Below are 25749 nucleotides of genomic sequence, written 5' to 3' on the forward strand. Positions count from 1 at the left end.
CCGGCCTTCGCTTGGCGTCCCCCCGTGACCTGACGCCCCCCTTTGAGACGATCAACGTCTCAAAGGGGGCCTTCAGGACACGGGCGGAGGCGGCGGGCAGCCCGGTAGAGCGCGCCACGCCAGGTTGCCTTACCTCTCACCAGAACCCGAATCGCCACTCGATCCCTTGCCTGGCCGCGCTAGCTGGGCAGCGTCCGTGAGACGTGGGCGGCCGCGGCCTCGCCCAACCGCGAGTGCAACGTGAAGAACAGATCCGCCGCCCGGATCCCGGCCCAAGCGGGCGGCAGCAGCTCGGCGGGCAGGCCGGGGTCGAGGTAGGGCAGTCGCCGCCAGGCGGTCAGCACGCGGACGTAGTCGGCGAACGCCTCGGCCTCGTCCGTGGTCTTGCGCCGTTGCCAGCGCCGGAGCGCGGGAGTGTGCTCGTCGAGGAACGCGGTGTACAGCGTTTCGAGCTGGTCGAGGTCCCACCAGTCGCGGATCTTCTCGCGCACGTCGCCGAACGCGAGGTGTTCCGCGTGGAAGAGGTCGGCGTAGCTCTCCAGTTCGAGCCGCCGGAGCATGTCCGACGTCGCGTCGCGCAGGTGTGCGGGTGCGATCCAGACACCGGACGACGCGGTTCCGAAGCCGAGCCGCGCGAGTTGCGTGCGAAGAATGTGTCGTTTGTGCCGTTCTGCTTCCGGAACCGAGAACACCGCGAGCAGCCAGCCGTCGCCGGGGGTGGCGCGTTCGCGGCGGAAGATGCGCTCGTCGCCTTCGCGCAGGATCGCCAGCGCGGTCTCGGAGAGTTCGTATCCGGCCGCCCCGTTCCGGCGGACGGCGGAAAGGATCCCGCGCCGCTTCAACCGGGAGATGGACGACCGGACGGCGGGTTCCTCGACGTCCACTCCGGCCAGCAGATCGATCAGGGACCGGACGGAAAGCCAGCCGCCTTCGCCGCGTGAATAGAGGCCGTACACGGTCACGATGAGCTGGCGCGGTTGCGCCGTTCGCCCCGCGCCGTCGACTTCGGTTGCCTCCGGCACGGCCGTCACCCGCTCACCATAACAACGACGGCAGGCGCATGTTTCGGCCGTGACCGAAGCGTTCCGCACTTAGCGTCGCGGTATGGAGAATCCGCTGATCGAAGCCCCCGTCCCGCCGGTGCCCCAGGACGTCGAGCCGGGTGGGGTGTACTGGCTGCGGGCGAACGTCGCCCGGTTCAGCCGTCCGGAGGACCACCCGCGGCGGCGTGTGCTCGTGTTCGAAGAACTCGCACCGATGGGGTCCCTGCGGGACAAGGCCTTCGCGCTCACCCGGCGGATGGACGGCGAACCGGCCGACCGGATCGCGTGGACGGTCCCGGTCGCCGTCCTCGCGGCGGAACTCGGGCTGCCGGACGTTTCCCGTGACATCGCAACGGTTTCCGCCGCCTATCACCCGCACACCGAAGCCGGTCCCCACGCCGAGGAGGCCATGCGGCGGCTGATCGAGGTCTGTGGTGGCGACGTCGGCGAGCGGACGGCCGCGCGGATCGGGATCCTGGTGCAGGCCTGTGACGCGACGGCGAAGCTGCTCGGCAAGGCGCTGGCCGCGCACCGGCCAGATGAGGACGCCGCGAGCCTGCTCGACCGGGTGCTGCGCGAGGATCCGCCGGTGCGGATCACCCGGCGGTGGGTCGGCGGCGAGGTCGTCGAGGTGGACCTCACCGATCGTCCGTTCGGAGCAGGGCCCAAGCACTGCCCCGGGCAGGCTCAGGCACTCGACGTGGCCGCGGGAATTCTCGACGCCCTCCTGTGCTAGTACTTACCCCGGTCATCTGGAACTGGGGAGTCTTTCGATGCTGTATTTCAATGGTCTTTTCGGCGTTCTCACGCTCGGTCTGTGGATCTTCTGTCTCGTCGACGTGATCACCACGGACGAGGGATCCTGCCGCAATATGCCCAAGGGGATGTGGTTCATCCTGGTGCTGCTGGTCCCGCTGGTCGGCTCGATCGTCTGGCTGGTCGCCGGCCGCCCCCAGCACGCCGCCCGCGCGCCGCGTGGCAGGTACGAACGGGAATCCCCGGCGTTCCCGGAGTACGACCGGCCCGGCCGGTTCGCCGCGACGAGCGCCGACGACGACGAGGAGTTCCTGCGCAAGTGCCGGGAGCGCGCCGAAGCGCAGCGCCGCAAGGCCCGTGAGGACTGAGTAGCCTCGGCGGCGGAGATCCATACAGGAGGAAAGATGTCGGACACGCTGGACTGGAACAAGAACGTCATCAAGGAATTCCGGGAGAACGAGGGCAAGGTCGACGGCCCGTTCGAGGGCGCTTCCCTCGTGCTGCTCACCACGGTCGGCGCGAAAAGCGGTGAACCGCGCACCTCGCCGCTCGTCTTCGTCGAGGACGACGGCAAGTACGTCATCGCCGCGTCGTACGCCGGATCCGACAAGAACCCGGCCTGGTTCCACAACATCTCGGCGAACCCGAAGGTCACCCTTGAGATCGGCACGGAGAAGTTCGAAGCGACCGCGACGGTCGTACTCGAAGACCGCGCCGAGCGCGACCGTCTCTACGCGAAGATGGTCAGCGCCATGCCGGGCTTCGCCGAGTACGAGGCGAAGACCGATCGGGTGATCCCGATCGTCACGCTTTCGCGCTGATTACGCGATTAGTCCTCTAGTTGCGGTCCTTGCGCGTGCAACTACCGCAACCAGAGGACTAGTTGCGGGGTTCAGCGCGCGCCGCTGGGGGCATCGACCGGGCGAGGCTCCTTCTTCAGTTCGGCCTCGGCCGCGCGGAGAGCTTTGCGCTCCTGGCGGCGCGCGATCAGCTTCTTGCCGGTGACGATCATCGGCTGCTCGACCCAGCGGTGGATCAGGTCCGCGATCCCGAGCCCGACCGCGCACACGGTCAGCGCGCTGATCATCCGGTGCTCGCCCAGCGGCGGGATCGCCGCGACCACGGCGAAATGCACCGGACCCTGCAGCAGGTAGAGCGAGTACGAGCGCTCACCGACGAAGCGCATCGGCTTCGTCGCCAGCAGCCGGCGCAGCGGCCCCGGCGACACCAGCACGACCAGCAACATCGCCGAGAGCAGGCCGTAGGCGATCAGCAGGCCGAGATTGCTGCCGGTCTCCCCCCAGAGGCTTTCCATGTTGACATGCAGCAGGGCGAACGCGCCGAACACCGGGATCGCCGCGAGCGGATGGGTCAGCGGTTTGATCACCGCGTAGGACCGGCGGTAGTGCATCGCGATCGCCAGCACGCAGCCGATCAGCAGGATCGCGTAGTGCACGGTCGAGCGGTAGATCGGCACCTGCGGGCCGTTGAGCACCCAGCCGCTGGTGACGCCGACCAGGCCTGCCATCAACGCGAACGCGGCGATCGCCAGCGCGAGTTTGCGCCAGGCCGCGGCCAGCCCGACCGCACCCGCGACCACCAGCAGGAACGGCCAGACCAGGTAGAACTTCTCCTCGATGCCCAGTGTCCACGAGCCGCTGAAGAAGTTGTCCGCGCCGTTCGGCTTGCTGCCGGGCAGGAACTCGTTGAAGAACGTCAGGTAGTACTTCAGCGCGTGCGGGAACTCGCGTTCGAAGAACTCGCCACGCAGCCAGGCGAAGACGACGATCCCGCCGAGGATCACCAGGTACGGCGGCAGGATCCGGAACACCCGGCGCAGGTAGAACGCCGAAAGCGAGATCCGGCCGGTCCGGTCCTGCTCACGCAGCAGCAGCGTCGTGATCAGGAAACCGGACAGCACGAAAAAGATGTAGACACCGACCCAGCCGGACAGCCAGCTCCACTTCGGACCCGCGAAGTGGAAGAGGATCACGATGGTGGCCGCGATCGCACGCAGCCCGTCGAGCGCGGGGAACCGACGCATGGCGAGGAACTCGTCATGGTCCAAAGTGCGCATCGTGCCCCCTAAAGGCGGTATCGACACCCCCTAATGGCGGTATCGGCCCGGAAGTATACGGGTCGATACCGGTACGCCTTCGGCCGGATCGTGGCCTCCTACCTGCGAATTTCGTGGTTCACCCAGCGTCAGGCGCCGGTTCGACGTTATGCGTCAGCCGGAACCGGTTCGCCGGATCGACGGCGGCCTTGACCTTGGCGAGGCGGCGCAGGTCCGCGCCGGAGTACACCTTGGCCGCCTCCTCGGCCGGGTCGCTCTCGCCGTAGACGAAGGTCAGGAGCTTGCCCGTCGACCAGGGCTTCAGCGCGTCGAAGAGCTTCCCGTGCGCGCTCCGGATCTCGGACAGCGGAGCGTCGTCCACTACGGACAGTGCCCGGACGGTGAACCGGGCCTTGCGATCCCAGCCGACACCGGGGTGCTCGGGGACGTCGGACAGCGCGCCGCCGAGCAGGTCCAGCAGGACGACGGTCGGCACCGGCGCGTCCGGACCGGCGTGTTCGAGGATCGCGTCGAGCATGGCGTCGTTCAGTTCGGACACGGTGGCGTTGTCTGCGCGGTAGCCATGCGGGAACGGCGGCTCGTTCGCGATCGTGCCGGACTTGGTGAACGGGATCTCGGCGATCGTGTCGCCCAGCACCGGTGCGGCGGCACGCAGCGGCGCGACCAGGCGTGCACCCTCGGCCGCGTCGCCGAGGTACGCGATCCGGATCTGCGCGACGTGCTTCCCGCGCAGCGGCTCGGGCACCATCGGCAGCTCCGGCATCGGGACCATCGCCAGCGATGACGTCATCTCGCGCGGCATCTCCGCGGTCCAGTCACGCCAAGCGCGGAGCACGGTGGCCAGCGATTCGGGGCCGAACTGCAGGCTGCCGCCGTACAACCGGGTGACCGGGACGAGCCGGAACTCCAGTGCGGTGACGATCCCGAAGTTGTCGCGGCCGCCGCGCAGTGCCCAGAACAGGTCCTGTTCGGTATCCGGGGTGGCGCGGCGGAGTTCACCGTCGGCGGTGACGACCTCGATCGCGGTGACCTGGTCGGCGGCGAGGCCGTATTTGCGGCCCAGCAGGCTGAACCCGCCGCCGAGGGTGTAGCCGACGACGCCGACGCCGGGGAAGGAGCCGCTCAGCGGCGCCAGCCCGTGCTCGGCCGCGGCCTCGATCACCGCGGCCCAGCGCACCCCCGCGTCGACCCTGGCGATTTCCGCGTCGATCCGGATCCCGGCCATGCGCTGGGTGGTGATCAGCACGCCGCCCTCGAACGGGACGGTCGCGCCGTGCCCGGTCGAGTGGACGGCGACCGGGAGGTCGTGCTCGCCGGCGTACCGGACGGCTTCGACGACGTCGGCGGCCGAGGTGGCGGCGACGATCACGTCGGGACGGCGGCGAACGGCGGTCTGGAAGCCGGCGAGTTCGTCTTCGAAACCGGCGTCGCCGGGGTGGAACATAGTGGTCATGACACCAGCCTGGTCTCGATCCGGCCAGAAGTCCAAGAGCTGGTTTGTCTGGTAACTAGAATCAATGCTTATGGAGCTGCGTCAGCTGGAGTACTTCGTCGCGGTGGCCGAAGAAGCGAATTTCACCCGCGCCGCCGAGCGGCTGCACGTCGCGCAGCCCGGGGTCAGCGCCCAGATCCGGCGGCTCGAACGTGAACTCGTGCAGCCGCTGCTCGACCGGTCGGCGCGGGCGGTGCGGCTGACCGACGTCGGCGCGGCCGCCCTGCCGCACGCGCGGGCGGCGCTCGCCGCCGTCGCCGGGGTAAAGCAGGCCGTCGACGAACTCACCGGACTGGTCCGCGGCCAGGTCGCGATGGGCATGGTCTCCTCGCGCGGGCCGGTCAACCTGCCGGATCTGCTGGCACGGTTCCATCAACGCCATCCCGCCGTGGACATCACGCTCGCCGAGGCGACCTCCGACATCCTGCTCGCGGGCGTGGCCGACGGCCGGTTCGACATCGCGCTGATCGGCCTTTCCGGCGAGCCGCCGCCCGGCATCGGCTTCGAGGTCGTCCTCGACGAGCCGCTGGTCGCCATCTCCGGGCCGGACGACCCGCTCACCGCGCAGGCCACGATCACGCTGTCGGAGCTGGAAAGCCGATCGCTGGTGAGCCTGCCCAAGGGCACCGGCATGCGCGCGATCGTCGACGCGGCGTTCCTCGCCGACAGCGCGCAGCCGAGGGTGACGCTGGAGGCGGGCGACCCGAACGTCGTCGCCGAACTGGTCGGCCGGGGACTCGGCGTCGCCGTGGTGCCGATGTCGCTGGCGACCTACTACACGAACCTGCACGCCATGGAGATCACGCGGCCTGCCGGGCTGCGGGCGAAACTGGCGCTGGCCTGGCGGACGGAGGGGCCGGTCAGCCCCGCCGCCCGCGTGTTCGTCAGTCAGGCGCGGGCGCTGCTGGGGCTGTGAGCGTTGTGAGCCGCCACAGCGAAGTCACCTCCTTCGCACGGGCGGCGTGCAGGGGATCGCTCGGATCGGCGGCTCGCGGATGGACGGGCCGGGTGTCCTCGCGGCCGAGGACGGTGAGCCCGGCACGCTCGAACGTCGCGAGAAGTTGTTCGCGGGTACGCAGGCCCAGGAGTTCGGCGAGGTCAGAGAGGATCAGCCAGGCTTCCCCGCCGGGTTCGAGATGCCGGTGCAGCCGGTCGAGGAAGGCGTTCAGCATCCGGCTTCCCGGGTCGTAGACGGCCCGTTCGAGCGGGGTCCGCGCACGAGCGGGCAGCCACGGCGGATTGCAGACGATCAGTGGCGCGCGTCCCGGCGGGAACACGTCCGTCTCAAGGGTTTCGAGTCCGGGGAAACCGAGGCGCTCGAAGTTCTCCCGCGCGCAGGCGAGCGCGCGGGGCTCGTTGTCGGTCGCCACCACGCGGTTGACGCCGCGACGCGCGAGGACCGCGGCGAGCACGCCGGTCCCGGTGCCGATGTCGAACGCCAGTTCCCTGGTGGGTAACGGAGTTCTCGCGACCAGGTCGACGTACTCACCGCGGACGGGGGAGAAGACCCCGTGGTGCGGATGGATCTTCGCGCCGAGAGCCGGGATTTCGACGCCCTTCACCCGCCATTCGTGTGCGCCGACGACGCCGAGCAGTTCACGCAACGACACCAGCGACGCGGTTTCCGAAGGCCCGTAGGCCTCGGTGCAGGCCAGGCGGACGTCCGGCCCGCGGCGCAGCGGCAGGACATGTCCCGGATCGAGCGGAACCAGGAGCCTGCCGAGCACACTCGCCCGGCGGGCCTGATGGTTTCGCTGGTCCTGGAAGGGTTTCCCGGCCGCGGAGCCGCACCGGCGCGACATGGCCGCGAGGAGGTTCCGCGCGTTCGGGAAGTCGCCGTGCCAGGCCAGCCCGGTGCCGGCCGAGGCGAGCCGGTACGCCTCGTCGGCGGTGATCCCGTCGTCGACGGAGACGACGGCGCCAGGGAGGGTCGCGTCGACGGTGGTCAGCCAGCGCCGACCACCGTCCTTTATGGACAGAGGGTTCATGTTTCCGTTCCTGGATCCGCGCGTGGCGAAGAGACCCCACGGGCGGCGCCCGTCGGGGACAAGGTCAGGAACGGCGGCTAGCGGACCGCCGCGGCATGAACCGGTGTCGACACGAAGCCGATGCTACTGGAAGTCGGCGGCGTGGTCGGCGGCCCAGACCTCGAAATCCAGCCCCGGCCTGCCGAGGACGTCCTGGACGGTCGAGGTGACTTCGCCGGGTTTCGTCACCAGTTCACGGAACCCGGTCAGTATCGTGTCGACGACGAAGTCCGGCATCCTCGTGAGCATCGCCGCCCTCGCTTCCGGCAAAGGGATCTCTTCCCAGCGCGCCGGACGACCGGCGGCCTCGCCGATGATCCGCACCTGCTCGATCTGCGTGAGCGGCCGGGTGCCGGTGATGACGTACTTCGCCCCCGCGTGCCCGTCGGCGGTCAGCGCCTCGACTGCCACCGCGGCCAGGTCCTTTTCGTGGATCAGGGGCATCGACGCCTCGCCGTACGCGCCGCGGACGACGCCGTCCGCCCGGATCGCGGGCGCCCAGCCGAGGGTGTTCACCGCGAAGCCGTGCGGGCGCAGGAAAGTCCAGTCCACGCTCGTCGCCTCGATTGCTTCTTCGACGGACCGGTGCCAGGTGCCGATGGCGTTGTCCTGCTCCGCCAGGGAATCGTCGACAGAGCCCGACGAGAGGAACACGACGCGCTTCACACGTTCGCCGAGCAGCGAAACCGTGGGCAGGAGTGCTTCGGCGGATCCGGCGAGCATCAGGAACACCGTGTCGACGCCGTCGAGCGCCGGTGCGATCGTCTCCGGTTTCGCCAGGTCACCGCGGACGCCGTCCGGAGGCGAGTTCCGGCTCAGTGCCCGGACCGGCACGTCCCGCGCCCGCAACTGGGTGACTATCCGCGCGCCGACGTTGCCCGTCGCCCCGGCGACCAGTACCGGCTTCATGCCGCCACCGCCGAGAACACCGGGCGGTACCGCTTGACCGAACCACCCGACACACCCGGGTAGGCGTGCACCTTCTTCCACACGTCGGTCGTGCCGATCCCGTCGGCGCCCGGCGCGGCGAGTGCGGCGAGATGCGCTTCGGCGCTGACCCATTCGGCGTAGTTGAGCACGCGTGTCCCGTCGGTGCTCACGTGGAAGTACCCCGAGAGCCCGCCTTCCGGCCGCGCGGGCTCCGAGTCCAGCGCCGTCAGGACGAGGTCGACCCAGTCACGTTGCCGCCGTTCGTCGGGGCCGTCGAACTCGACCGAGACGACCACGAGCGCGCCGGGAATCCCCTCGCCCCGGTGCCCGCGGTAAAGGTGGTACACGGGGGCGCCGTCCGGGTTCTGGATCGCGTCTTCGCCGGTCCACTGCTCATAGGTGAACGCGCCGTCGTGGTCGATGCCTTCGTAGGCGGTGAAGGAGACGAGTCCTTCGTGCTCCGCGAACGCCGCTCGTGCCGTGCCGGCGTCCGGGTATTCCCTTGCCACCGCCACCAAGCCGGCTGCCGGCGTCGGCCAGTGTCCCTTGTGGATGGTCATTTTCGCGACCGCCTGTTCCGTCATGCCTTCAGCATGAAACTTAAACAAGGGTTCAAGTCAAGCTAGGATGGCGGGCATGTCCGAACTGCCGTCCGAACTCACCATCGGGGAGCTGTCCCGGCGCAGCGGTGTCGCCACCTCCGCACTGCGGTTCTACGAACGACAGGGCCTCATCAGCAGCAGGCGTACCAGCGGAAACCAGCGCCGGTACCCCCGCGGCACCCTCCGCTTGGTCGCGTTCGTCCGCGCGTCGAACCATCTCGGCATCCCGCTGGAAGTCATCGGCGGGGTGCTCGATTTCCTGCCTGAGGGCACCGCGCCGGATCACGCGTTCTGGCAGCGTGCCTCCCAGTGCTGGAGCGCCGAACTCAACAAGCGCATCGAGAAACTGGAGTGCATGCGTGACCGGTTCACCGAATGCATCGGCTGCGGCTGCCTGTCCTTCGAGCAGTGCGTGCTGGTCAACCCCGGCGACGTCCTCGCCGCCGAAGGACCCGGCGCGGCGCGGCTGATCAGCGACTGACCGCGGCCAGTTTCCGTTCCAGCAGCCGTCGTTCGGCGTTGTTCGCGGCCAGCCGGATCGCGGCTTCGTACGCCTGTGCCGATTCCGTGGAGCGGCCGAGGCGATGCAGCAGATCCGCCCGGATCGCGTGGTAGAGGTGGTAGTCCGCCAAATCCAGGCCGTCGACGACGTCGAGCGCCACGCCGGGACCGTCCACTTCGGCCACCGCGACCGCCCGGTTGAGCGCGACCACCGGGGTCGGATTCATCGTCAGGAGCAGATCGTACAGCCGCACGATTTGGGACCAGTCCGTGCTTTCCGCGTCGGCGGCGTCGCTGTGGACGGCGTTGATCGCGGCCTGGAGCTGGTACGGCCCTGGCTGGTTACGCCGCAGGCAGGCGCGGACCAGCGCCTGCCCCTCGGCGACCAGCCCGTGGTCCCACCGCGACCGGTCCTGCCCGGCCAGCAGGACGACGTCGCCGCCCTCCCCGGTACGGGCGGCCCGGCGTGACTCGGTGAGCAGCATCAACGCCAGCAGCCCGGTGACCTCGGGTTCGTCGGGCATGAGCCCGGCAAGCAACCGGCAGAGCCGGATCGCCTCGGCGCACAAATCCTCGCGTGTCAGCCGCTCGCCGGAACTGGCCGTGTACCCCTCGTTGAACACGAGGTAGACCACGGCGAGCACCGACCGCAGCCGGTCCGGCAGATCGGCGTCGTCCGGGACGCGGTACGGGATCTTCGCGTCGCGGATCTTGCCCTTCGCCCGGACCAGCCGTTGCGCCATCGTCGTTTCCGGGACGAAGAACGCGTGCGCGATCTCGCCGGTGGTCAGGCCACCCAGCAGTTTCAGCGTCAGCGCGACCTGCGCGGTGACGGCCAGCGCGGGGTGGCAGCAGGTGAAGATGAGCCGCAATCGGTCGTCACGCACGGGTCCCTCCTCCGCTGGTTCGTCGACGGCGTGGATCAGCGCGGCCTGGGCGTGCTTGTCGTCGCGCGCGGTCTCCCGGCGCATCCGGTCGATACCCTTGTTGCGGGCGGTCGTGATGATCCAGCCCGCCGGGCTCGGCGGCAGCCCGGTGGACGGCCACCGGTCCACCGCCGCGGCGAAGGCGTCCTGGACCGCTTCCTCGGCGATGTCGATGCTGCCGAAGACGCGGACCAGTACGGCTACCGCGCGGCCGTACTCCTCGGTGAAGACACGCCCGATGTCCTCGGTGGTCAGGGGACGCACGAAGGGTCTTCCTCGCCCTGGAACGGCCGGACCTCGATCGGCAGACCGGTGATCTCGGCGACCCGGCGGCCCCATTCGAGGGCGGCGTCCAGATCCGGCGACTCGACGATGGTGAACCCGCCGAGATGTTCCTTGCCCTCCAGATACGGGCCGTCCGTCAGCACGATGTCGCCGCTTTCCTTGGTCCGCAGCACGGTCGCCGTCGTCGGCGGGTGCAATCCGGCGGCGAACACCCAGGCACCCGCGGCCTTCATCTCGTCGTTGAGCGCCTGGATCTCGCGCGTCACCGGCTCCAGGAACTCCGGCGGCGGGAGGGGACCATCGGGCTGATAGAGGCTGATCAGGTACTGGGGCATGGCGTTCTCCTTCGTCGAAGCGGCTTGTCACGTTCTATACGAAGGGTGTCCCGCCGATTCGACACTGGCGGCGATATTTTTCTCGCGGGCACATCGTCGCAGGTCAGACTAGCTTGTAGTGCTATCTAGGTAGCACTGCTACATTGCTCGGCGTGGATCAGGACCGGCGAGGCCAATGGCTGCGGGGGGTGCTGGCGCCGTGCGTACTCGCCCTGGTCGCCGAGCGCGAGTCGTACGGGTACGAGCTGGCGCAGTCGCTCGACGCCGCCGGACTCGGCCCGATCCAGGGCGGCACGCTCTATCCGGTGCTGCTGCGGTTGCAGCGGTTCGGCCTGGTCACCGCGAGCTGGCAGGACGGCACGGCCGGACCCGCGCGCAAGTACTACCGGATCACCGCGGCAGGCAGGGAAACGCTGCGACACGCCACGGCCGACTGGCAGGAGTTCTCCGCCGGGGTGGCCTCGATCTTGCGGGAGGGACGATGAACCACGACGGATGGCTTTCCGCGCTGGCGCACGAACTGCGACGGCGCGGCGTCGGCGGGGACGCCGTGCGGCAGGTGGTCGCGGAGGCGGCGGCGCATCTGAGGGACGGTGGCGGGAATCCGATGCAGGTCTTCGGGCCGCCCGCCACCTACGCCTCGGCCGTCGCGGACAGCGTCGGGCGCCCCCGGCGCAATCCGGGCGAAGTGCTTCTGGAAGCCCGTGGCATCACGAAGAAGTACGGCCGCCAGACCGTGCTGGACGGTGTGGACCTCACCGTGCGGTCGGGTGAGATCGCCGCGGTGATCGGAGCGAACGGCTGCGGCAAGAGCACCTTCCTTGCCGTCTGCGCCGGGCTGACCGGCGTGGACAAGGGCGAGGTCCGGATACGCGGTTCGCTCGGCTATTGCCCGCAGGACGGTGGCACGGCCGGTTTCCTCGACGCGGGCGAGCACTTCGTCCTGATCGGCGCCGGTCGCGGGATGAGCCGGGAGGAGGCCGTGCGTGCCGGCCACGCGCAGGCCGCGGCACTGGATTGGGAACCGGCACGCGGCAAGCAGGCGCGACACCTTTCCGGCGGCACGCGGCAGAAACTGAACCTGGTCATGGCCGGGCTCGGTGAGCCGGACGTCCTCCTGCTCGACGAGCCCTACCAGGGTTTCGACCGCGGCACCTACCTCGACTTCTGGCACCAGGTCTGGCAATGGCGTGAGGCGGGAAAGGCGATCGTCGTGGTCACCCATCTGCTCAACCAGCTGGACCGGGTCGACACCGTGCTCGAACTCACCCCGGCCCGGAAGGCGGTCGCGTGAAGAAGATCCTGACGGTCGCCGAAATGGCGCTGCGCGAACTGCTGCGGCGCCGGTCCGTGCTGCTGATCCTTTTGCTGCTGCCACTGCTGTTCTACCTGAGCCGCCGAGGTGACCATCTCGGCCAGGCCATCCGGTTCGTCTGCCTCGGCCTGAGCTGGGCGCTGAGCACGGCCGCGCTGTTCGCCGGGAGCGCGGCACGCGGGATGGAGCCCCGCCTGCGGCTTTCGGGCTATCGTGGGTACCACCTCTATCTGGGCCGGTTGAGTGCACTGTGGACGGTCGGACTCCTGCTCTCCGCGCCGTACTTCGTGCTGGTCCTCGTCGACCAGCACGACGTCCGGTACGGCCCGGTCGCGCTGGTGATGGTGCTGATGGTCGCCGTTTCCGCCCCGTTCGGTCTCGTGCTCAGTTCCGTCCTGCCGCGCGAACTCGAAGGGACGCTGGTGCTGCTGATGGTCGTCGGCCTGCAGATGATGGCCGACCCGTCGAGCCTGATCGCGCGGCTGCTGCCGTTCTGGTCCAGCCGCGAGATCGGCACCTACGCCATCGACCACACCGACACCGGATACCTGACCAGGGGGATCGCGCACGGCCTCCTGTCCGCCGCGATCCTGATCGCCATGGTCGCCGTCGTGTCGGGGATCAGGCTGCGACGGCGTTCGCACCTCGAGTTCTGACTGGTACTGCCGGACCCAGGTTGACCAGGTCGTGCCGGCTCTGCGCGCGAGCGGGTTTCCTGGACTCACAAGGCAGCGACGAGTTCATTCGGGAGAGACAGAAATGACCGACTTCCAGACACGCCACGCCAATCGGGTCGCCGTCGTCACCGGCGCGTCCAGCGGTATCGGCGAGGCGACCGCACGACGGCTCGCCGCTTCAGGGGCGGCGGTCGCGCTCATCGCCCGGCGGGCGGACCGGCTGGAGACGCTGGCCAAGGAGATCGAGCAGGACGGCGGGACGGCGCTGGTGATCGCGGCCGACGTCGCCGACGCCGAAGCGATGCGGGCCGCCGCGGCCGAGGTGGAAGCGAAACTGGGCCGCGCGGACCTGCTGTTCAACAACGCCGGCGTGATGCTGGCCGCGCCGATCGACGAGGTGGCGGCCGCGGACTGGCAGCGTATGATCGACGTCAACCTGACCGGTCTGATGAACTCGATCGGCGCGTTCGTCCCGCATCTGGTCGCTTCGGCGGCGGAAAAGGGTGTCGCCGACCTGGTGAACACGTCGTCCATCGGCGCGCAGGCCATCTTCCCGTCCTTCGCCGTCTACGTCGCTTCGAAGGCGTACGTGACGCATCTGTCGAAGAACCTTCGCGCCGACCTCGGCCCGAAGAACGTCCGGGTCGCGGTGGTGGAGCCCGGGCTGGTCGAGACCGAACTGCAGAGCCACGTCACCGACCCCGGCGCGAACGAGTGGCTGGACACTGTGCGCGAGACGCTGACCTGGCTGGAGCCCGGCGACATCGCCGAGACCGTCGCCTTCCTGACCTCGCTCCCGGCGAGGGTGAATCTCCAGCAGGTCACCGTGATGCCGACCGCCCAGGTCTGATTCGGCTTCGGAGTAGCGCGTTCCGGTCGTCGAATTCTCAATCACCGCCTGTTCCGCCTTACGCTGGTATCGAGAGAAAATTGTCCTGCCGACAGGACGTCTTTTCACGAGAGGCGTTATGGAACTCGGTATTCACAGCTTCGGTGACCGCCATCCGGATCCCGTCACAGGGGAGCAGGTATCGGTGGCGGACAAACTGGAGCAGACGTTGGAACGCATCCGGCTCGCCGACGAGTTGGGCCTGTCCTTCTACGGACTCGGTGAGCACCACCTGGACAACTTCGCGATCTCCCACCCAGGGACGGTACTGGCCGCCGCCGCGAGTGTCACCAGACAAATCACGCTCGGCACCGCGGTGACCGTGCTCAGCACCGAGGATCCGGTGCGGCTTTATCAGCAGTTCAGTACACTCGACCAGCTCAGCAGGGGCCGGGCGGAGATACTCGCCGGACGCGGTTCGTTCACCGAATCGTTCCCGTTGTTCGGCGCGAATCTCTACGATTACGACGCGCTTTTCGAAGAGAAACTCGAATTGCTGCTGAAAATCGACCGCGAGGACCCGATCACGTGGTCCGGCCGGTTCCGGCCGTCACTGGACAACGTGCGGGTGCTGCCGCGGCCCTACGGACGGCGTCTGCGGGTTTCCCTCGGCAGTGGGGGCAGCCCGGATTCGTCGCTCCGGGCGGGCAGGCTCGGGCTGCCGGTGGTCTACGCGGTCATCGACGGCGAGCCCGAGCGGTTCGCGCCGCTGGTGGACATCTACCGGCAGTCCGCCGACACCGCCGGCCACGACCCGGACGACCTGCACGTCACCATGGGTGGCTGCGGGCTGATCGCGCGGAAGTCGCAGGACGCCAAGGAGTCCTTCTACCCGTACTGGCTCTCGATGATGCGGTACCTCACCGAGGAACGCGGCTGGGCGCCGCCGACGCGGTCGAAGTACGACGAGATCACCCGCGACGCGCAGGCGCTGCTGACCGGCAGCCCGGCGCAGGTCGCCGAGCGGATCATCTCGATCGGCAAACTCGTCGGCGCGGACCGGTACTCACTGCATATGGACTGGTCCGGGGTCCCGCACGCGAAGGTGATGACCGCGATCGAACTGCTGGGCACCGAGGTACTGCCGGAGGTGCGCAAGGAGTTCGGCTGAGACCCTTAGCCCAAAGGAGACCTTAAGTCTTTCCCAAGTCCGGGCCGCGTCAAGGTGATCCGCACTACCCTCTGAGAATGAAGATCTCATTGTGGATCGGATTCTGTGGTCTGTGCATCCTTGCCGGGCACCTGCTTCTCGGGGCGATCGGTCTCGTGCTCCTGATGAGCTGTCTTCCGGCCGGGCGCGACCACGAATCCGGTGACAGGACAGGGAAAACTCCCGTGCGGCTGGCCTGACGGCCGCACGGGAAACCGGTTCATCCCAGGGTGCTCGCGAAGGCGAGCGCACCCAGAGCCGGAACCGCGATCGCCGTGAGCACCAGAGTTCTCCGGCTCGGTTTGGGACTTTCCAGTAATGCGCGGACACCGGCCGGTACCAACGCGACGCAAAGCCCGGCGGTGCCGATGATCGAAACGAATTCGGTGCCCTTCAGCACGCCCAGCGGCAGCAGTCCCATCGTGGCCAGCCCGATCGACCGCACGACGCCGAGCGCCTTGGCGCGATACGCGGCGAACGCGAGTACGTACCAGCCGAACATGATCGTGAACGACAGAAAACTGAACAAATGCAGGTCCTGGTACGACTCGCTGACCACGCTCTCGGCGAAACCGGCACCGCGCCGCTCGGCGAGTCCCAGTGCGGCCTGGTCGATCCCGGCGTGGAAAGTGCGCTCGAAGAGTCCGAAAAGGACGAAGATACCCCCCCAGGCCGCCAGCGCGGGTCTGGTCCGCCCGATCTTCGTCGCCAGCGCCATGATCGCGGGCCACAGCAGCACGTTGCCCGCCAGGAAACACGTGTAGGCGGCGGTCATCAGCGCCGGGTGGTCGCTCATCGCCTTGAGCTGGTCGGGAAAGAAGAAGTTGACCTGGGAGCGCAGTAAAGTCCCGGTGAGCAGCAGGATCGGGCCGAGGACCATCGAGACCGCGGCGACGCGGCGGCCGGGGAAGACGTAGTCGGTGTTCATGGGGTGAAGCCTGCCGATCCGGGCATGTTCCCGGATCGGCTCAGGGGCCGGTTTACCGGCTCAGACCGTGGGTGGACTTCGCGAGCTAACGCGGTTCGGCAGGCAGGAGGTCGTGGCCGTTCCAGGTGAACCGCGCCGTGGTCACCGCGTCGTCGCCGTCCCCGCCGGTGATGAGCTGATGGATCCCGACCCCGCTGAGCTCGGCGTACGTGCACCATTCGTGGTCTGAGGTGAGCATCAGGTCGAGGTCGAGCGCGGCCAGCAGCGCGAACACCTGCCCCCGGTTGGTCGTGTCGACGCCGACGAACACCTCGTCGAGCAGGATCACCCTCGGCGCTTCCGGTACGGCCTGGTAGTGCGCGGCGACGGCGGCGAACAGCGGCAGGTGCAACGCGATCGCTTTTTCCCCACCGGAAAGCGCGCCGTGCAGCTTCTTGGTCAGCAGCTGCCAGCCAGCCCCGTTGGCGCGGTCCACCTTGACCACGAACCGGTGCCAGGACGTGTAGTCGAAGACCTGCGCGAGCTGCTGTTCCCAGCTTGTCGCGGTATCGTCCGCCTTTGCCTGCTCGACGCGCTCGCGGAAGAACCGGTGCAGTGACTCGCGGTCTTCGGTGGTCAGCTCGTCCGGATCCTTCAGCAGCAGGTCCCGTGCGGTTTTGGTGCCCGGCGGCAGATCCGGGGACACCTGCCAGACCAGCCGGACGGCGACCTTGGACGCGGTCCGCACCCGTTCCAGGCGTGCGTTCATCCCGTCGACGAGGTCGTTGGCCTGCCGGATACGGGCCGCGAGATGACGGCGGGTCTCGCCGGTCAGCGTCTTGTCGAACAGGTCGCTCTCGCGGCCGGTGATCTCGTGCCTGCTCTGTTCCGCTTCCGCGTAAAGGATCTTCAGCAGTTCCGCCGCGCCGACCCGCAGCCCGTCGACGACGGCGGTGAAGATCTGGACGTCCTCGTCGGTCTCCAGATCGAGTTCCGCCCGCGAACTGAGGGTGTTCCGGCAGGTGTGCACGGCCTCGGACAGCCGGTGCAGTGCCTCGCCGAGGTTGCCGGTGGCATGCGGCACGGACGGCCACGCCGCGGCCACCAGCCGTGCCGCGTCGAGTGCCGATCGCACCCCTTCGGTGGCGGACAACGTGGCCTGGAACTTCGGCAGGTCCTCGATCCCGCCGTCCGCGGGGAAGACGCCGGTGGCGAGCATCCGGAACCGGTGCGCGGCCGCGTCCTGCCGGTCGGAGGCGTCCTCACGGGCCCGCGCGTCGGTCGTGCGCCGCACCCCGAGTGCGCCGAGGGAGACGGCGAGGTCCTTCGCCTCCGCGTTCGCGGCGCGGAGTTCGTCCAGTAGTTCGCGGAGTTTCGTGCGCAGGCCGTCGATTTCGGCGAGCACCTCGCGCTGGCCGGTGCCGACGGTGCCTTCGATCGCGTCGAGCATCGCGGTGAGTTTGGTGTGCTCGGTCTCGGCCTCGGCGGCTTCGTCCTCGCGCCGGGCGGCGTTCGCCTCCGAACGGGCCGCCTGTTCGGCGAACGTCTCGGCCCGCCGCGTCGCCGCGACCAGGTTGCCGTGCTCGTGCAGCCAGTTCTCGCCCTGGTCGGAGTAGGTGCGCAGGGCAGTGGCGAGCGCGGCCAGCGGAGTCCGTTCGGTCGGCAGACCGCTTTCCGAAACCACGCTCGTCAACTCGTGCAGTGCGTTCCTGGCCTCGGTTTCCAGCGCCGAGACCGTCGTTTCCCGGTGCCGGACGGCGGCGTCCGCGGCGGTCAGGTCGGCCTCGGCCCTGGTCAGTTCCTGCGTCGCGACGAGGAGGTCTTCGTGGCCGGGGCGGGCAGCGCGTTCGATCTTGATCAGTTCACGCCTGCCACGCAGCGCGGCCAGATCGCCGTCCAGTTCGGCGATCGTCTTCTCTCGCCCGGCAATGTCGTCCCGCAGTCCGGCGAGCCGTCGTTCCCGTGCGCGCAGGCGGGCGGAAGAACCGATATGCGCCGGGGCTTTCTTCTCCCAGCTGCCGGTCAGGGCCCCCATCCGCCAGCTGCCGTCGGCGCCGATCGCGGCGGGACCGGCCGGCAGCTTGTCGTCGAAGGCGATCGCCTCCAGTACCCGCCGGATCTTCGCCGGGGAGAGTTCCGCGTCGGGCTCCGGTACGAGGACGTCGGCGAGCGAACGGCCGGAAACCGACGGCAGCGTCCCGGTTTCCGCGAGGACGTCGTGTCCGTCGACGACGCCGTGGGAGTTCACCCAGGCGTCCAGCAGTCCGGCGCCTTCGAGTGCGGCCTCGATCCCGGCCTGGTCGCTTTCCCCGACGGAGCCGTCGAAATCGACCAGCCGCCACAGCGGCGCACCACTCATCTCGGCCCGGTCGGCGGTGCGGGTGCGCGGCGCCGCGGGGGTGAGGATGTCCTGCGTTTCCAGGAGTCCGGCTTCGACGAGGAGTTCGTCGTGTTCGGTGCGCACGGTCGTCAGCGCGGCACCGAGTGCCGCCTCCTGCCGGACGATGTCTTCGAGCACGGTTTCGGCGACCGACGTGATCGCGCCCAGCAACGAGGCTTCCGCCTCGGCGTCCCGCACGAGTGCTTCCGGATCGGGGAAGTTCAGCTCACGGCAGCCGATCGCCCATTCGGCGAGCCGGGTGCGCAGTTCACTCAGCGCGAGTTCGCGGGTGGCCGTGGTGAGATCCAGTTTCTCTTGCGCTATCGAGAAATCCGACCGCGCCTGGTCCAGATCCGCCTCGGCCTGATGCCGCCGGTCCACGGCCCGGTCACAGCTGTCCAGCGCCCGGCCCGCGGCTTCGAGCTGATCCCGTTTGCCGCGGATCGCGGCCTGCAGCAGCGGACGGAGCCGGACGGGTTCGTCAAGCCCAGCCACGAGTTCGTCGTGCACGCCTGCCAGATTCGCGCGGGTCGCGGCGGACCGGACATCGGTCTCCTGCGCGCGGACGAGGTCGGCCTGCCGTTTCGCGATCCGTTGTGCCGCTTGCGATCGCTCCTCGTCGGCGGCCGCTTCGGCCCGCAGCCGGTCGGCGTCCGCGCGGAGCGTCTCCGCCTGTGCCCGCGCGGAAAGTGTGCGCTGCCGCAGCTTGTCGAGTTCCTGCCCCTTTTGGTACGACTCGGATTCGGCCAACCCGGAGACACGGGCTTCGGCTTCTTCGACGTCCTTTTCGAGCTTCGCCGCCCGTTCTTCCGCGGCTTCCTTGCTCGCGGCGACCTCGTCGTACTCCTCGGCCGAACGGCGGGCGGCCGCGGCGAGTTCGTCGAGCCGGGTGGTCGCCGTGATGAGGTTCGCCGCGCCCGCGCGCAGCACACGCTGGGCGTAGGTCTTCTGCCGCGCGGCGAGCGCGCGGGTGGCGTCGACCTCGGTCTCCAGCGAGCCGAGCCGTTCGCGTTGCGCGTCGAGCCGCTCGAAACCCTCGGCGAGGTCGGCGATCTCCTGCTGCCCCAACGGCGGCAGCGCGCGGGACAGCAGGTTGGACAGCAGACTCGGGTCGAGCCGCTGGGAGAGTTTGGGCATCCGCAACTGGAGCAGCGCGGTGATCAGCGCGTCGTACCGCTGCTCGCTCAAGCTGGGGAACAGCTTCGCGCGGATCTCGGCGCGGTATTCGGCCGCGCCGGCGTGCACGATCCCGCGTTCGCCGAGGTGCTCCTCCAGCGCGTTCTTGGTCAGCGGCTGACCGGCCTCGTTGACCAGCGCCACGCCGTCGCCCACCCGGAGGTCGGTGGTGAAGAAGTCGGCGTGCACCGTGCTGGTGTGCGTACTCGCCTGCAGCCGCGCGCCGCAGGTGAACCACTTGTCCGCGTCCTTGCGGAATTCGAGCCAGACATACCCGACACGTGTGGCGCCGGAAGCACCCTCGCCCATCAGGTTCCAGTGCATGCTGCGCTCGCTGGTGCCGAAGGTCGACAAGCGGTTGGCGCGCAGGCTCGCGTCGAACAGGAACGGCAGCAGCAGTTCCAGCGCCTTCGACTTCCCGCTCCCGTTCGGGCCGCGCAGCAGCAGGCGCCCGTCGTGGAATTCGAAGATCTCGTCGTAGTAGCGCCAGATGTTGAGGATGCCCGCGCGGGACGGGAGCCACCTCGTCACGGTCACGTCGCCTCCTCTTTTCGGCCGGTGTCCCGGTCTGTGTACCTCGCGGCGGCCGGGAGCGGCCGGACGAGTTCGGCTTCGACGCAGGCCAGCCCGAAGCCGGTCAGCACCGCGAGCGCGTCGACGGTCAGCCGTCGCACCCCGTCCTTGCCCCGGTAGGTCTTGGCCCAGCGCGGGAACTTCTTGAGCAGCTTCGCGGTGGCCTTCTGCAGGTAGTCGGTCGTCCTCGGCTCGTCGAGGGCGTCCAGCAGCAGGAGCGCGGCGACCTTGGCGTTGCTCCCGTCGTCCGGGAACTTCTCGTCGGTGGCCAGCCCGTCGACGTCGACGAGCAGCACGCCCTCCGCGCGTTCTTCCAGCACGAACCCGCCTTGTTCGGCGGAGCGGCGCAGCAACTGGCGGCCGGTCGGCGAACTGAGGTACGCGCGTTCCTCGGCGGTCAGTTCGGCGAAGTAGAGCACGGGATCGTCGACGAGACGGCGGAAGACCGCGTGCCGGAGCCACAGGTTCCGCTGGACGTCGGACGCGCTCGGCGTGTCTTCGTGACGGCCCGACGAAAGCCCGTAGCGCTGCTCGTGCGACACGGCTTCCAGCAGTTCTTCGAAGCGCAGCGCGACGTCGTCGGCGGGCACGGCCAGTTGCGACGGCCCGACCGGGGCGGCGATCAACCGCATCAGCAGGGTGGCGTCGACCCGGAACAGCACCTTCGCCGTCACGTCGTCCACAAAGGACTCCGGATCGCCGTCGGCGGCTTCGAGGACACCGAAGGATTCGAGCGTGCGCAGGACATCGACGAACGCGGTGCGCTCGGCCCGCCCCGCGGCGTCGAACGTGGTGACGAGGTCGTCCGTCGCGGTCGCCCGGCCGACGCGGTCGGCGAGCAGGCCGATGGTGGTCACCGGCACCGTCAGCAGTTCGGCCGCGACCACGCACAGCAGGACGTAACGCCGCCGGTCGAACGGCGCCCGTCCGGAGCGCAGCCGCCGCGCCGGACGGCTGGCGTCGGTGGCGGCGCGGACCTTGACCAGCCGCGCGTAGCCGAGCCGGGGTTCGACGGTGAGCGTCCAGCCGCAGTAGTAGTCGAACCACTGCCGGATGGGCTCGCGGCGGCGCCGGATGAGATCGAACGTCTCGGGGGCGCCGCGTTCGCTGATGAGCGGGGTGGCCAGCAGGGCCCGGATCCCGCGGGCGACCTCCTCGCGTTCCGCGATGACCAGTTGGTTCGTGAGGCTCACGCACCGCCTCCGGCCGTGCTGATCTCGATTTCGTAGTCGGGCCCGCGGAAGACGCCGCTGGTGGTGGTGAGCCGCGCGACCGCGCCGTTCCGCGAAGGCCGCAGGATGATCTCGATCTGGCCGTCCGACGTCGTGCTCCGGCGGGCGCCACTCGCGTCGGGGCCGCTGCCCAGCGCCTGCCCCAGCAGATCCAGCAACCGCTCGAAAACCGTGTGGTCCAGCTTCTCGAACGCCGAAAGCCGCACGACACCGCCGGTGTCGAGCATGTTCCAGGCCGCTTCGAGTTCGGCGCGTTCTTCGATCGCCTGGTGGACGCGCGCCGCTCGGATCGCCGCGACGTCGCGAACCCGCCCTGTCCTGGTGAACCGCTCCGTGCGGCCTGCCGAGCGCAGCAACTCCGAGACCTCGACGGGTGGTGCGTCGAGCCACGACGCCGTCGTGCTGACCACTTCCGGATCCGCGTGGGCCAGATGCGCGTGCCGGGCGGAACTCAGCCCGAACATCGTCGACCACAGCCGGTGCAGGTCTTCCTGGGCGGGGACAACGGTGAACCACCGCGCCAGCTCGCGGAAGTCGGCGACCGAGCTGCTCGCCCGACGTCGCGATTCGGTGATCCGGTCGAGCACTTGGAGAAGGGTGATGATCGCGCGCCGCGCGACCTGATGGAGGTCCTCGACCCGCGGCGTCGCGCCGTCTTCGGGGAGGAACCACTCGCGAAGGACGTCCCAGCGCGCTTTGCGCACTTCGAGCCAGCGCGGGTTCGCACTCGGCAGGTTGGCGCCGTTGAGCGCACGCCGGTGCACACGCTCGGCGCCGTAGTCGCCGATCTCCTTGAGGCGGGTGGCGATGGTGTGCGTGTGGTGCTCCAGATCGTTCAGGAACTCCTGCAGATACGCCACCGTCGAGGCCTTGACCTCGTGGAACGCCGCGAGATCCGCTTCCGCCCGCAAAAGGCGTTGAAGGTCGCCGTTGAAGCGTTTGGTGTTGTCACGGAACGCCTCGAAGTGGCCTTCGATCTCGGCGAGCGTGCTGAACACGCGCTTGTCGGTGCCGTCTTCCAGTTGTCTCGTCAGTGCGCCGAGCCGGTCACCCAGCGCGTCGAGGGTGGCCGTCTGCAGCGCACCCGTCGCGCTGAGGACTTCATTCGCCCGGATGAGCCCCGCGATCGCCGCTTCACCCTGTCGTGTGAGCGCATACTGAAGGTTCCGTCGCTCGTACTCACTCGCCGTCCGGTAATCGCCGGCGTGACTCTGGACGATGTCGAGATGGCCTTGGCTTCGCAGCTGGTCGAGTGCTTTGACGAGCTCGCCGTCGTCCAGCGTCTCCAGCCACCCCGCCTCGCGGAGTTTCCTGCGGATGTCATCGATGCCCAGCGCCGTCTCAAGCCGTTCGTTGGCCTCGCCGAAGGCATGCAGGATCGCCAGGGGAAGCCCGGACTTGCTGCCGTCGGGGAAACGGAACATTTCGGGCGGTACACGGATCGGATCCATGCGGCCTCCGGCGATGGTGCGTGGAGCTACACGTTAGGGGGTCACCCAGGCGAGTCCGAACGGCCTATCTTTTTCACGCTGCGTACTCACATCGTGAACAGCTCAAGGTGCACGGTGGTCCCGTCGATCGTTACCTTGCGGTAGACCCGGCGGCCGTCGACGAGCTGGTCGTCCTCCGTGACGCCGGGAGCGAAGTTCGACGCCTTGAGCAGCTCTGGAAGGTCGTTGGGCGGAAGGGTGAGGTCGACGCGATACATCGCGTCGATGCCCTTCTCGTACTCCGTCTTGAGTACCTTGCCGCTGGCGGGCATCGAGATGCCGCCGAACCGGAAAGCCTCCTCGGGTGTCGGTGCGCTCTGCGACCCCCTGTCGTCTCGCGGCGGTGCGGGGGAGCAGCCCGCCAGCAGGCCGGCGGCCAGCAGCACTCCGAGCAGGGTCTTGAGTGGTGGCATGATCTCGCCAGCATAAAGCGTGTTCACGCCGCGATCCGGCCACCGGCTTCTCGGTGGTCGACGGCGGTAACGCGGTGTCGTTCGGCGATCACCAAGTCGCCCCGGCGCAGTCGTGAGCTCTGAGAGGTGAGCTCCAGCAATCTCGCGAAACCGTCAAGCATGGAGCGGTGCTCGGCGACGTGTCCGTCGAAAGGCGGCTTTCCGGCCCAGCGAAGCCATCCGCCATCCGCTGCCGCTCCGCCGTCGAGGGTCGAGAACGGGACTCTCGGGGTCCCTGGACCATGGAGGTGTTCCACCCGGGCCCCGTGGAACACCGGCTTCTCCATGCTGTCGTTGTCGAGCAGCATCAGAGCGGCACGTAGGTCCGAGACGGTCGAGCAGCGGCCTCCGTAGGTGTCCGGTCGCAGCATGAGCAAAGCGAGGTGGCTGGGCAACGCGACCCCGCTGAAACCTGCCGGATCGAGGTCGGATCCGGGCAGGCCGTCCAGCCGGAGTCCATGGCCACCGGCGATGGTGAAGAACGGCGCACCGAAGGCGGACAACACACCCGCGGCCGCGCCGTTGGCCAGCCGGTCCGGAAGACCTGATGGAAGTATCGCGATCACCCAGCCGTTCCGGTCGAGCCGGCGAGTCAAGCTCGCCAGCAGTGCGGCGCCTGCGCCTTCAAGGACGGAACGGGCGGCGACCTACTGTGAGACCAGGTCGCCACTGCCGAATGCCCGATGGACCTCGGCTAACGCGGTGGCAAGGCTCGGGGCGACATGAACGCGATACCGACGGTCTTCCACGGCGGGCCTCCTGGAAACGGAATGCTCAGGCAGAGCTCGGAGACCATGGAACGCGCACCCTGGTCTCGGCGGCAGTGGTGTGTGCGTGATCGGCAAAGGATTTGCGAAACTGTCAAATTGCATCTGTGCACCGAAGTGGTGATCGAGGGTGATTGTGCGCGACCATCGGCGTGGAGGTTGCCATGGACGCTCTCCACCCGTTCTGGGCGTCACCCGAGGTGCTGCACGCCGCTGCCACCGGCCGTTACGGCTGGCTGGCCCGCGCCGTGGGCGAATGCTCGCCACTTGACGCTGGCGCAGGTGGCGAGTCGTTGTCATCTTTCGCTGAGCACGTTGTCGCGGATGGAGACCGGTCAGCGCAAGCTCATCGATGTCCACTATTTGCGGATGCTGTCCGAAGTGCTGGGAATCCCGCCTCACCTCTTCGGGCTGGCGCCTCGGTGCACCGGCGCGGCACAAGCGCGGGAGGATGCCGTGCCGGTTACTGTCAGCACAGCTATCTCCGGTGGACAGGACGGTGACGAGGCGATGCGGCGACGACAGGTGCTCGCAGGGCTGGTCGGGGTCACGATTGCCGGGGTCCTGCCCAGTACCGCGCGTGCGGCCACAGCCGGGGAATCGCTGGAAGCCCTGCTGCTGGCCAAGTCGCAATGCCCGGCCGTGCCAGTGCCGCTGGTAACGCTTCAGCAGGCATTGAACAGGGCGCAGGAAAAGTTCGAGGCCTGCGAGTACCACGATCTCGGCCACGTGCTGCCCCAGCTGATCGCCACCGCACACGCGAGCCGAGACTCCGCCGTCGGCCGGATGCGAGAGCGGATGTCCGGGGCACTCGCACGCGCCTACCTGCTCGGTTCGGAACTGGCGATCAAGCAGCACCGCGATTGTGTCGCCCGGGTCGCCGCCGATCGTTCTCACGCGGCAGGCGAGGCCAGCGGCGACCCACTGGTGATCGCCGCCAGTTCTCGAGCGGTGGCAATCGGAATGCGTCGCCACGCGCTCAGCGTCCCCGAGAAGATCGACAGAGACGCCGGACTGAACGGCGCGATCACGATGCTCACCAAGACCGCGCTCGATCTCGGGGCGGACCAGGGCACCCCGCGGGCTTCGTTGCTTGCCACCTACGGTTCCTTGCTTTGCACCGCGAGCTATTCGGCGGCTCAGAACGGGAACGCCACTCAAGCCATCGCACTCGTCGAGGAGGCGGAGGACGCCGCCCGGCGGTTGCCGAATGCCGAGGCCGCAACGGGTAACGCCCAGTTCAGCGAGACCACGGTGGCGGTGTACCGCATCGGAGTGCACACCACTCTCGGCGACTCCGCCCGAGCACTGACCTACTTCGATTCGGTGGATCCCCGGCGTCTCCCGACCGCTGAGCGTCGCGCACGTTCCTTCGTCGATGGTGCGCGGGCCTGGAAAGACCACGGAAATGTGGAGCGGGCGGTGGGCGCGCTCAACCAGGCATTCGAATGCGCGCCTCAAGAGCTCAGGCGACCATCCGTCCAACGGCTGATCACCTCCATGGTCGGTGCTCCTGGCCGGACCCCGGCCGCTCTTTCCGCGCTTGCGGCTCAGGCCGGGCTCTGAATCCTGTCAGTTTTAGCTTCGTGTCCTTTTCGCGAGGCCGTGTTCGTAGGCGTAGATGACGAGGTGCACGCGGGTCCGCAGGCCTTGAGGAGCGGGATGTTTGCGACTAGGGCGTGTCTGGCAAATCTGTTCGATGGGGTTCGTGATCCAGGTGGTTCCTGGTGGTGTGGGCCCTTCGGCCTCGTACTGGACGTACTCGGT

General features: G+C 68.6%; 26 protein-coding genes. 12 read left to right on the forward strand and 14 right to left on the reverse strand.

Annotated elements, in window-relative coordinates; translation table 11 throughout:
• Positions 1–179 precede the first annotated feature (179 nt).
• Entirely contained in the window at positions 180–1031 is an 852-nt protein-coding gene (locus AB0M65_RS28595; RefSeq protein WP_364034066.1) for a PaaX family transcriptional regulator C-terminal domain-containing protein, read from the reverse strand.
• Positions 1032–1104: 73 nt separating this feature from the next.
• Between AB0M65_RS28595 and AB0M65_RS28600 the strand changes: the two genes are divergently transcribed.
• From AB0M65_RS28600 to AB0M65_RS28610, 3 genes are read left to right on the forward strand one after another with little or no spacing between them, the layout of a single operon-like run.
• Positions 1105–1779 carry an oxidoreductase gene (locus AB0M65_RS28600; protein ID WP_364034068.1) on the forward strand — a complete coding sequence of 225 codons (675 nt, stop codon included), beginning with the start codon at positions 1105–1107 and terminating at the stop codon, positions 1777–1779.
• Between the two features lie 37 nt (positions 1780–1816).
• On the forward strand, positions 1817–2167 hold the full coding sequence (locus tag AB0M65_RS28605; RefSeq protein ID WP_364034071.1) for a PLDc N-terminal domain-containing protein: 351 nt from the start codon (positions 1817–1819) through the stop codon (positions 2165–2167).
• Positions 2168–2203: 36 nt separating this feature from the next.
• Positions 2204–2620: a nitroreductase family deazaflavin-dependent oxidoreductase gene (locus tag AB0M65_RS28610; protein WP_364034074.1), complete on the forward strand. Its 417-nt coding sequence runs from the start codon at positions 2204–2206 to the stop codon at positions 2618–2620.
• Positions 2621–2691: 71 nt separating this feature from the next.
• Here AB0M65_RS28610 and AB0M65_RS28615 read toward each other — a convergent pair whose 3' ends face one another.
• Both AB0M65_RS28615 and AB0M65_RS28620 read right to left on the reverse strand, forming a co-directional pair.
• On the reverse strand, positions 2692–3876 hold the full coding sequence (locus AB0M65_RS28615; RefSeq protein WP_364034077.1) for an acyltransferase: 1185 nt from the start codon (positions 3874–3876) through the stop codon (positions 2692–2694).
• A gap of 118 nt (positions 3877–3994) precedes the next feature.
• Complete coding sequence (locus tag AB0M65_RS28620) at positions 3995–5329, reverse strand: FAD-binding oxidoreductase (protein ID WP_364034080.1); 1335 nt, start codon at positions 5327–5329, stop codon at positions 3995–3997.
• Between the two features lie 70 nt (positions 5330–5399).
• Here AB0M65_RS28620 and AB0M65_RS28625 point away from each other — a divergent pair, with 70 nt between their 5' ends.
• Positions 5400–6284 carry a LysR family transcriptional regulator gene (locus AB0M65_RS28625; protein ID WP_364034083.1) on the forward strand — a complete coding sequence of 295 codons (885 nt, stop codon included), beginning with the start codon at positions 5400–5402 and terminating at the stop codon, positions 6282–6284.
• Here the strand turns inward: AB0M65_RS28625 and AB0M65_RS28630 are convergent.
• The 3 genes from AB0M65_RS28630 to AB0M65_RS28640 all read right to left on the reverse strand — a co-directional run bounded on the left by AB0M65_RS28630 (position 6253) and on the right by AB0M65_RS28640 (position 8909).
• Positions 6253–7356 (reverse strand): class I SAM-dependent methyltransferase, encoded by a 1104-nt coding sequence (locus tag AB0M65_RS28630; RefSeq protein ID WP_364034086.1) that lies wholly within the window; start codon positions 7354–7356, stop codon positions 6253–6255. The two genes, AB0M65_RS28625 and AB0M65_RS28630, sit on opposite strands and share 32 nt — an antisense overlap.
• Positions 7357–7479: 123 nt before the next feature.
• Positions 7480–8304, reverse strand: a complete 825-nt coding sequence (locus tag AB0M65_RS28635) for an NAD(P)H-binding protein (protein WP_364034089.1) — start codon at positions 8302–8304, stop codon at positions 7480–7482.
• Positions 8301–8909 carry a hypothetical protein gene (locus AB0M65_RS28640; RefSeq protein WP_364034092.1) on the reverse strand — a complete coding sequence of 203 codons (609 nt, stop codon included), beginning with the start codon at positions 8907–8909 and terminating at the stop codon, positions 8301–8303. The genes AB0M65_RS28635 and AB0M65_RS28640 overlap by 4 nt, the downstream gene beginning before the upstream one ends.
• 52 nt (positions 8910–8961) lie before the next feature.
• On the opposite strand from AB0M65_RS28640, the gene soxR reads away from it, so the two are divergent.
• Positions 8962–9408: a redox-sensitive transcriptional activator SoxR gene (gene soxR / locus AB0M65_RS28645; protein WP_364034095.1), complete on the forward strand. Its 447-nt coding sequence runs from the start codon at positions 8962–8964 to the stop codon at positions 9406–9408.
• Here soxR and AB0M65_RS28650 read toward each other — a convergent pair.
• Together AB0M65_RS28650 and AB0M65_RS28655 are read right to left on the reverse strand one after the other, a co-directional pair.
• A complete protein-coding gene (locus tag AB0M65_RS28650; protein WP_364034098.1) occupies positions 9398–10618 on the reverse strand; it encodes an RNA polymerase sigma factor in 1221 nt (406 codons plus the stop codon). The genes soxR and AB0M65_RS28650 overlap by 11 nt on opposite strands.
• Complete coding sequence (locus tag AB0M65_RS28655) at positions 10606–10974, reverse strand: YciI family protein (RefSeq protein WP_364034101.1); 369 nt, start codon at positions 10972–10974, stop codon at positions 10606–10608. The genes AB0M65_RS28650 and AB0M65_RS28655 overlap by 13 nt, the downstream gene beginning before the upstream one ends.
• Before the next feature lie 152 nt (positions 10975–11126).
• On the opposite strand from AB0M65_RS28655, the gene AB0M65_RS28660 reads away from it, so the two are divergent.
• The 6 genes from AB0M65_RS28660 (at position 11127) to AB0M65_RS28685 (ending at position 15205) form a co-directional block, all read left to right on the forward strand.
• Positions 11127–11459, forward strand: coding sequence for a PadR family transcriptional regulator (locus AB0M65_RS28660; protein WP_364034104.1), 333 nt, complete (start codon positions 11127–11129; stop codon positions 11457–11459).
• Positions 11456–12268, forward strand: coding sequence for an ABC transporter ATP-binding protein (locus tag AB0M65_RS28665; protein WP_364034107.1), 813 nt, complete (start codon positions 11456–11458; stop codon positions 12266–12268). Before AB0M65_RS28660 ends, AB0M65_RS28665 begins: the two co-directional genes overlap by 4 nt.
• Positions 12265–12945: a hypothetical protein gene (locus tag AB0M65_RS28670; protein ID WP_364034110.1), complete on the forward strand. Its 681-nt coding sequence runs from the start codon at positions 12265–12267 to the stop codon at positions 12943–12945. The genes AB0M65_RS28665 and AB0M65_RS28670 overlap by 4 nt, the downstream gene beginning before the upstream one ends.
• Positions 12946–13048: 103 nt before the next feature.
• A complete protein-coding gene (locus tag AB0M65_RS28675; protein WP_364034113.1) occupies positions 13049–13816 on the forward strand; it encodes an SDR family oxidoreductase in 768 nt (255 codons plus the stop codon).
• A gap of 118 nt (positions 13817–13934) precedes the next feature.
• Complete coding sequence (locus AB0M65_RS28680) at positions 13935–14966, forward strand: LLM class flavin-dependent oxidoreductase (RefSeq protein ID WP_364034116.1); 1032 nt, start codon at positions 13935–13937, stop codon at positions 14964–14966.
• A 77-nt stretch (positions 14967–15043) separates the two neighbouring features.
• The gene (locus AB0M65_RS28685) at positions 15044–15205 is read left to right on the forward strand and encodes a hypothetical protein (RefSeq protein WP_364034119.1); all 162 of its coding nucleotides are present in this window, start codon (positions 15044–15046) and stop codon (positions 15203–15205) included.
• Between the two features lie 20 nt (positions 15206–15225).
• Here the strand turns inward: AB0M65_RS28685 and AB0M65_RS28690 are convergent, their stop codons facing one another.
• The 6 genes from AB0M65_RS28690 to AB0M65_RS28715 all read right to left on the reverse strand — a co-directional run bounded on the left by AB0M65_RS28690 (position 15226) and on the right by AB0M65_RS28715 (position 23811).
• The gene (locus AB0M65_RS28690; protein WP_364034122.1) at positions 15226–15933 is read right to left on the reverse strand and encodes a hypothetical protein; all 708 of its coding nucleotides are present in this window, start codon (positions 15931–15933) and stop codon (positions 15226–15228) included.
• Positions 15934–16018: 85 nt separating this feature from the next.
• Positions 16019–20005, reverse strand: coding sequence for a TIGR02680 family protein (locus AB0M65_RS28695; RefSeq protein WP_364034125.1), 3987 nt, complete (start codon positions 20003–20005; stop codon positions 16019–16021).
• Entirely contained in the window at positions 20002–21234 is a 1233-nt protein-coding gene (locus AB0M65_RS28700) for a TIGR02678 family protein (RefSeq protein ID WP_364034128.1), read from the reverse strand. The genes AB0M65_RS28695 and AB0M65_RS28700 overlap by 4 nt, the downstream gene beginning before the upstream one ends.
• Positions 21231–22724, reverse strand: a complete 1494-nt coding sequence (locus tag AB0M65_RS28705; protein WP_364034131.1) for a TIGR02677 family protein — start codon at positions 22722–22724, stop codon at positions 21231–21233. The genes AB0M65_RS28700 and AB0M65_RS28705 overlap by 4 nt, the downstream gene beginning before the upstream one ends.
• A gap of 86 nt (positions 22725–22810) precedes the next feature.
• Positions 22811–23203, reverse strand: a complete 393-nt coding sequence (locus tag AB0M65_RS28710) for a hypothetical protein (RefSeq protein WP_364034134.1) — start codon at positions 23201–23203, stop codon at positions 22811–22813.
• The gene (locus tag AB0M65_RS28715; RefSeq protein WP_364034137.1) at positions 23200–23811 is read right to left on the reverse strand and encodes a hypothetical protein; all 612 of its coding nucleotides are present in this window, start codon (positions 23809–23811) and stop codon (positions 23200–23202) included. Before AB0M65_RS28715 ends, AB0M65_RS28710 begins: the two co-directional genes overlap by 4 nt.
• 438 nt (positions 23812–24249) lie before the next feature.
• On the opposite strand from AB0M65_RS28715, the gene AB0M65_RS28720 reads away from it, so the two are divergent.
• Complete coding sequence (locus AB0M65_RS28720; RefSeq protein WP_364034140.1) at positions 24250–25548, forward strand: helix-turn-helix transcriptional regulator; 1299 nt, start codon at positions 24250–24252, stop codon at positions 25546–25548.
• Positions 25549–25749 lie beyond the last annotated feature (201 nt).

The sequence above is a fragment of the Amycolatopsis sp. NPDC051071 genome, assembly GCF_040682875.1.
GTDB lineage: Bacteria > Actinomycetota > Actinomycetes > Mycobacteriales > Pseudonocardiaceae > Amycolatopsis.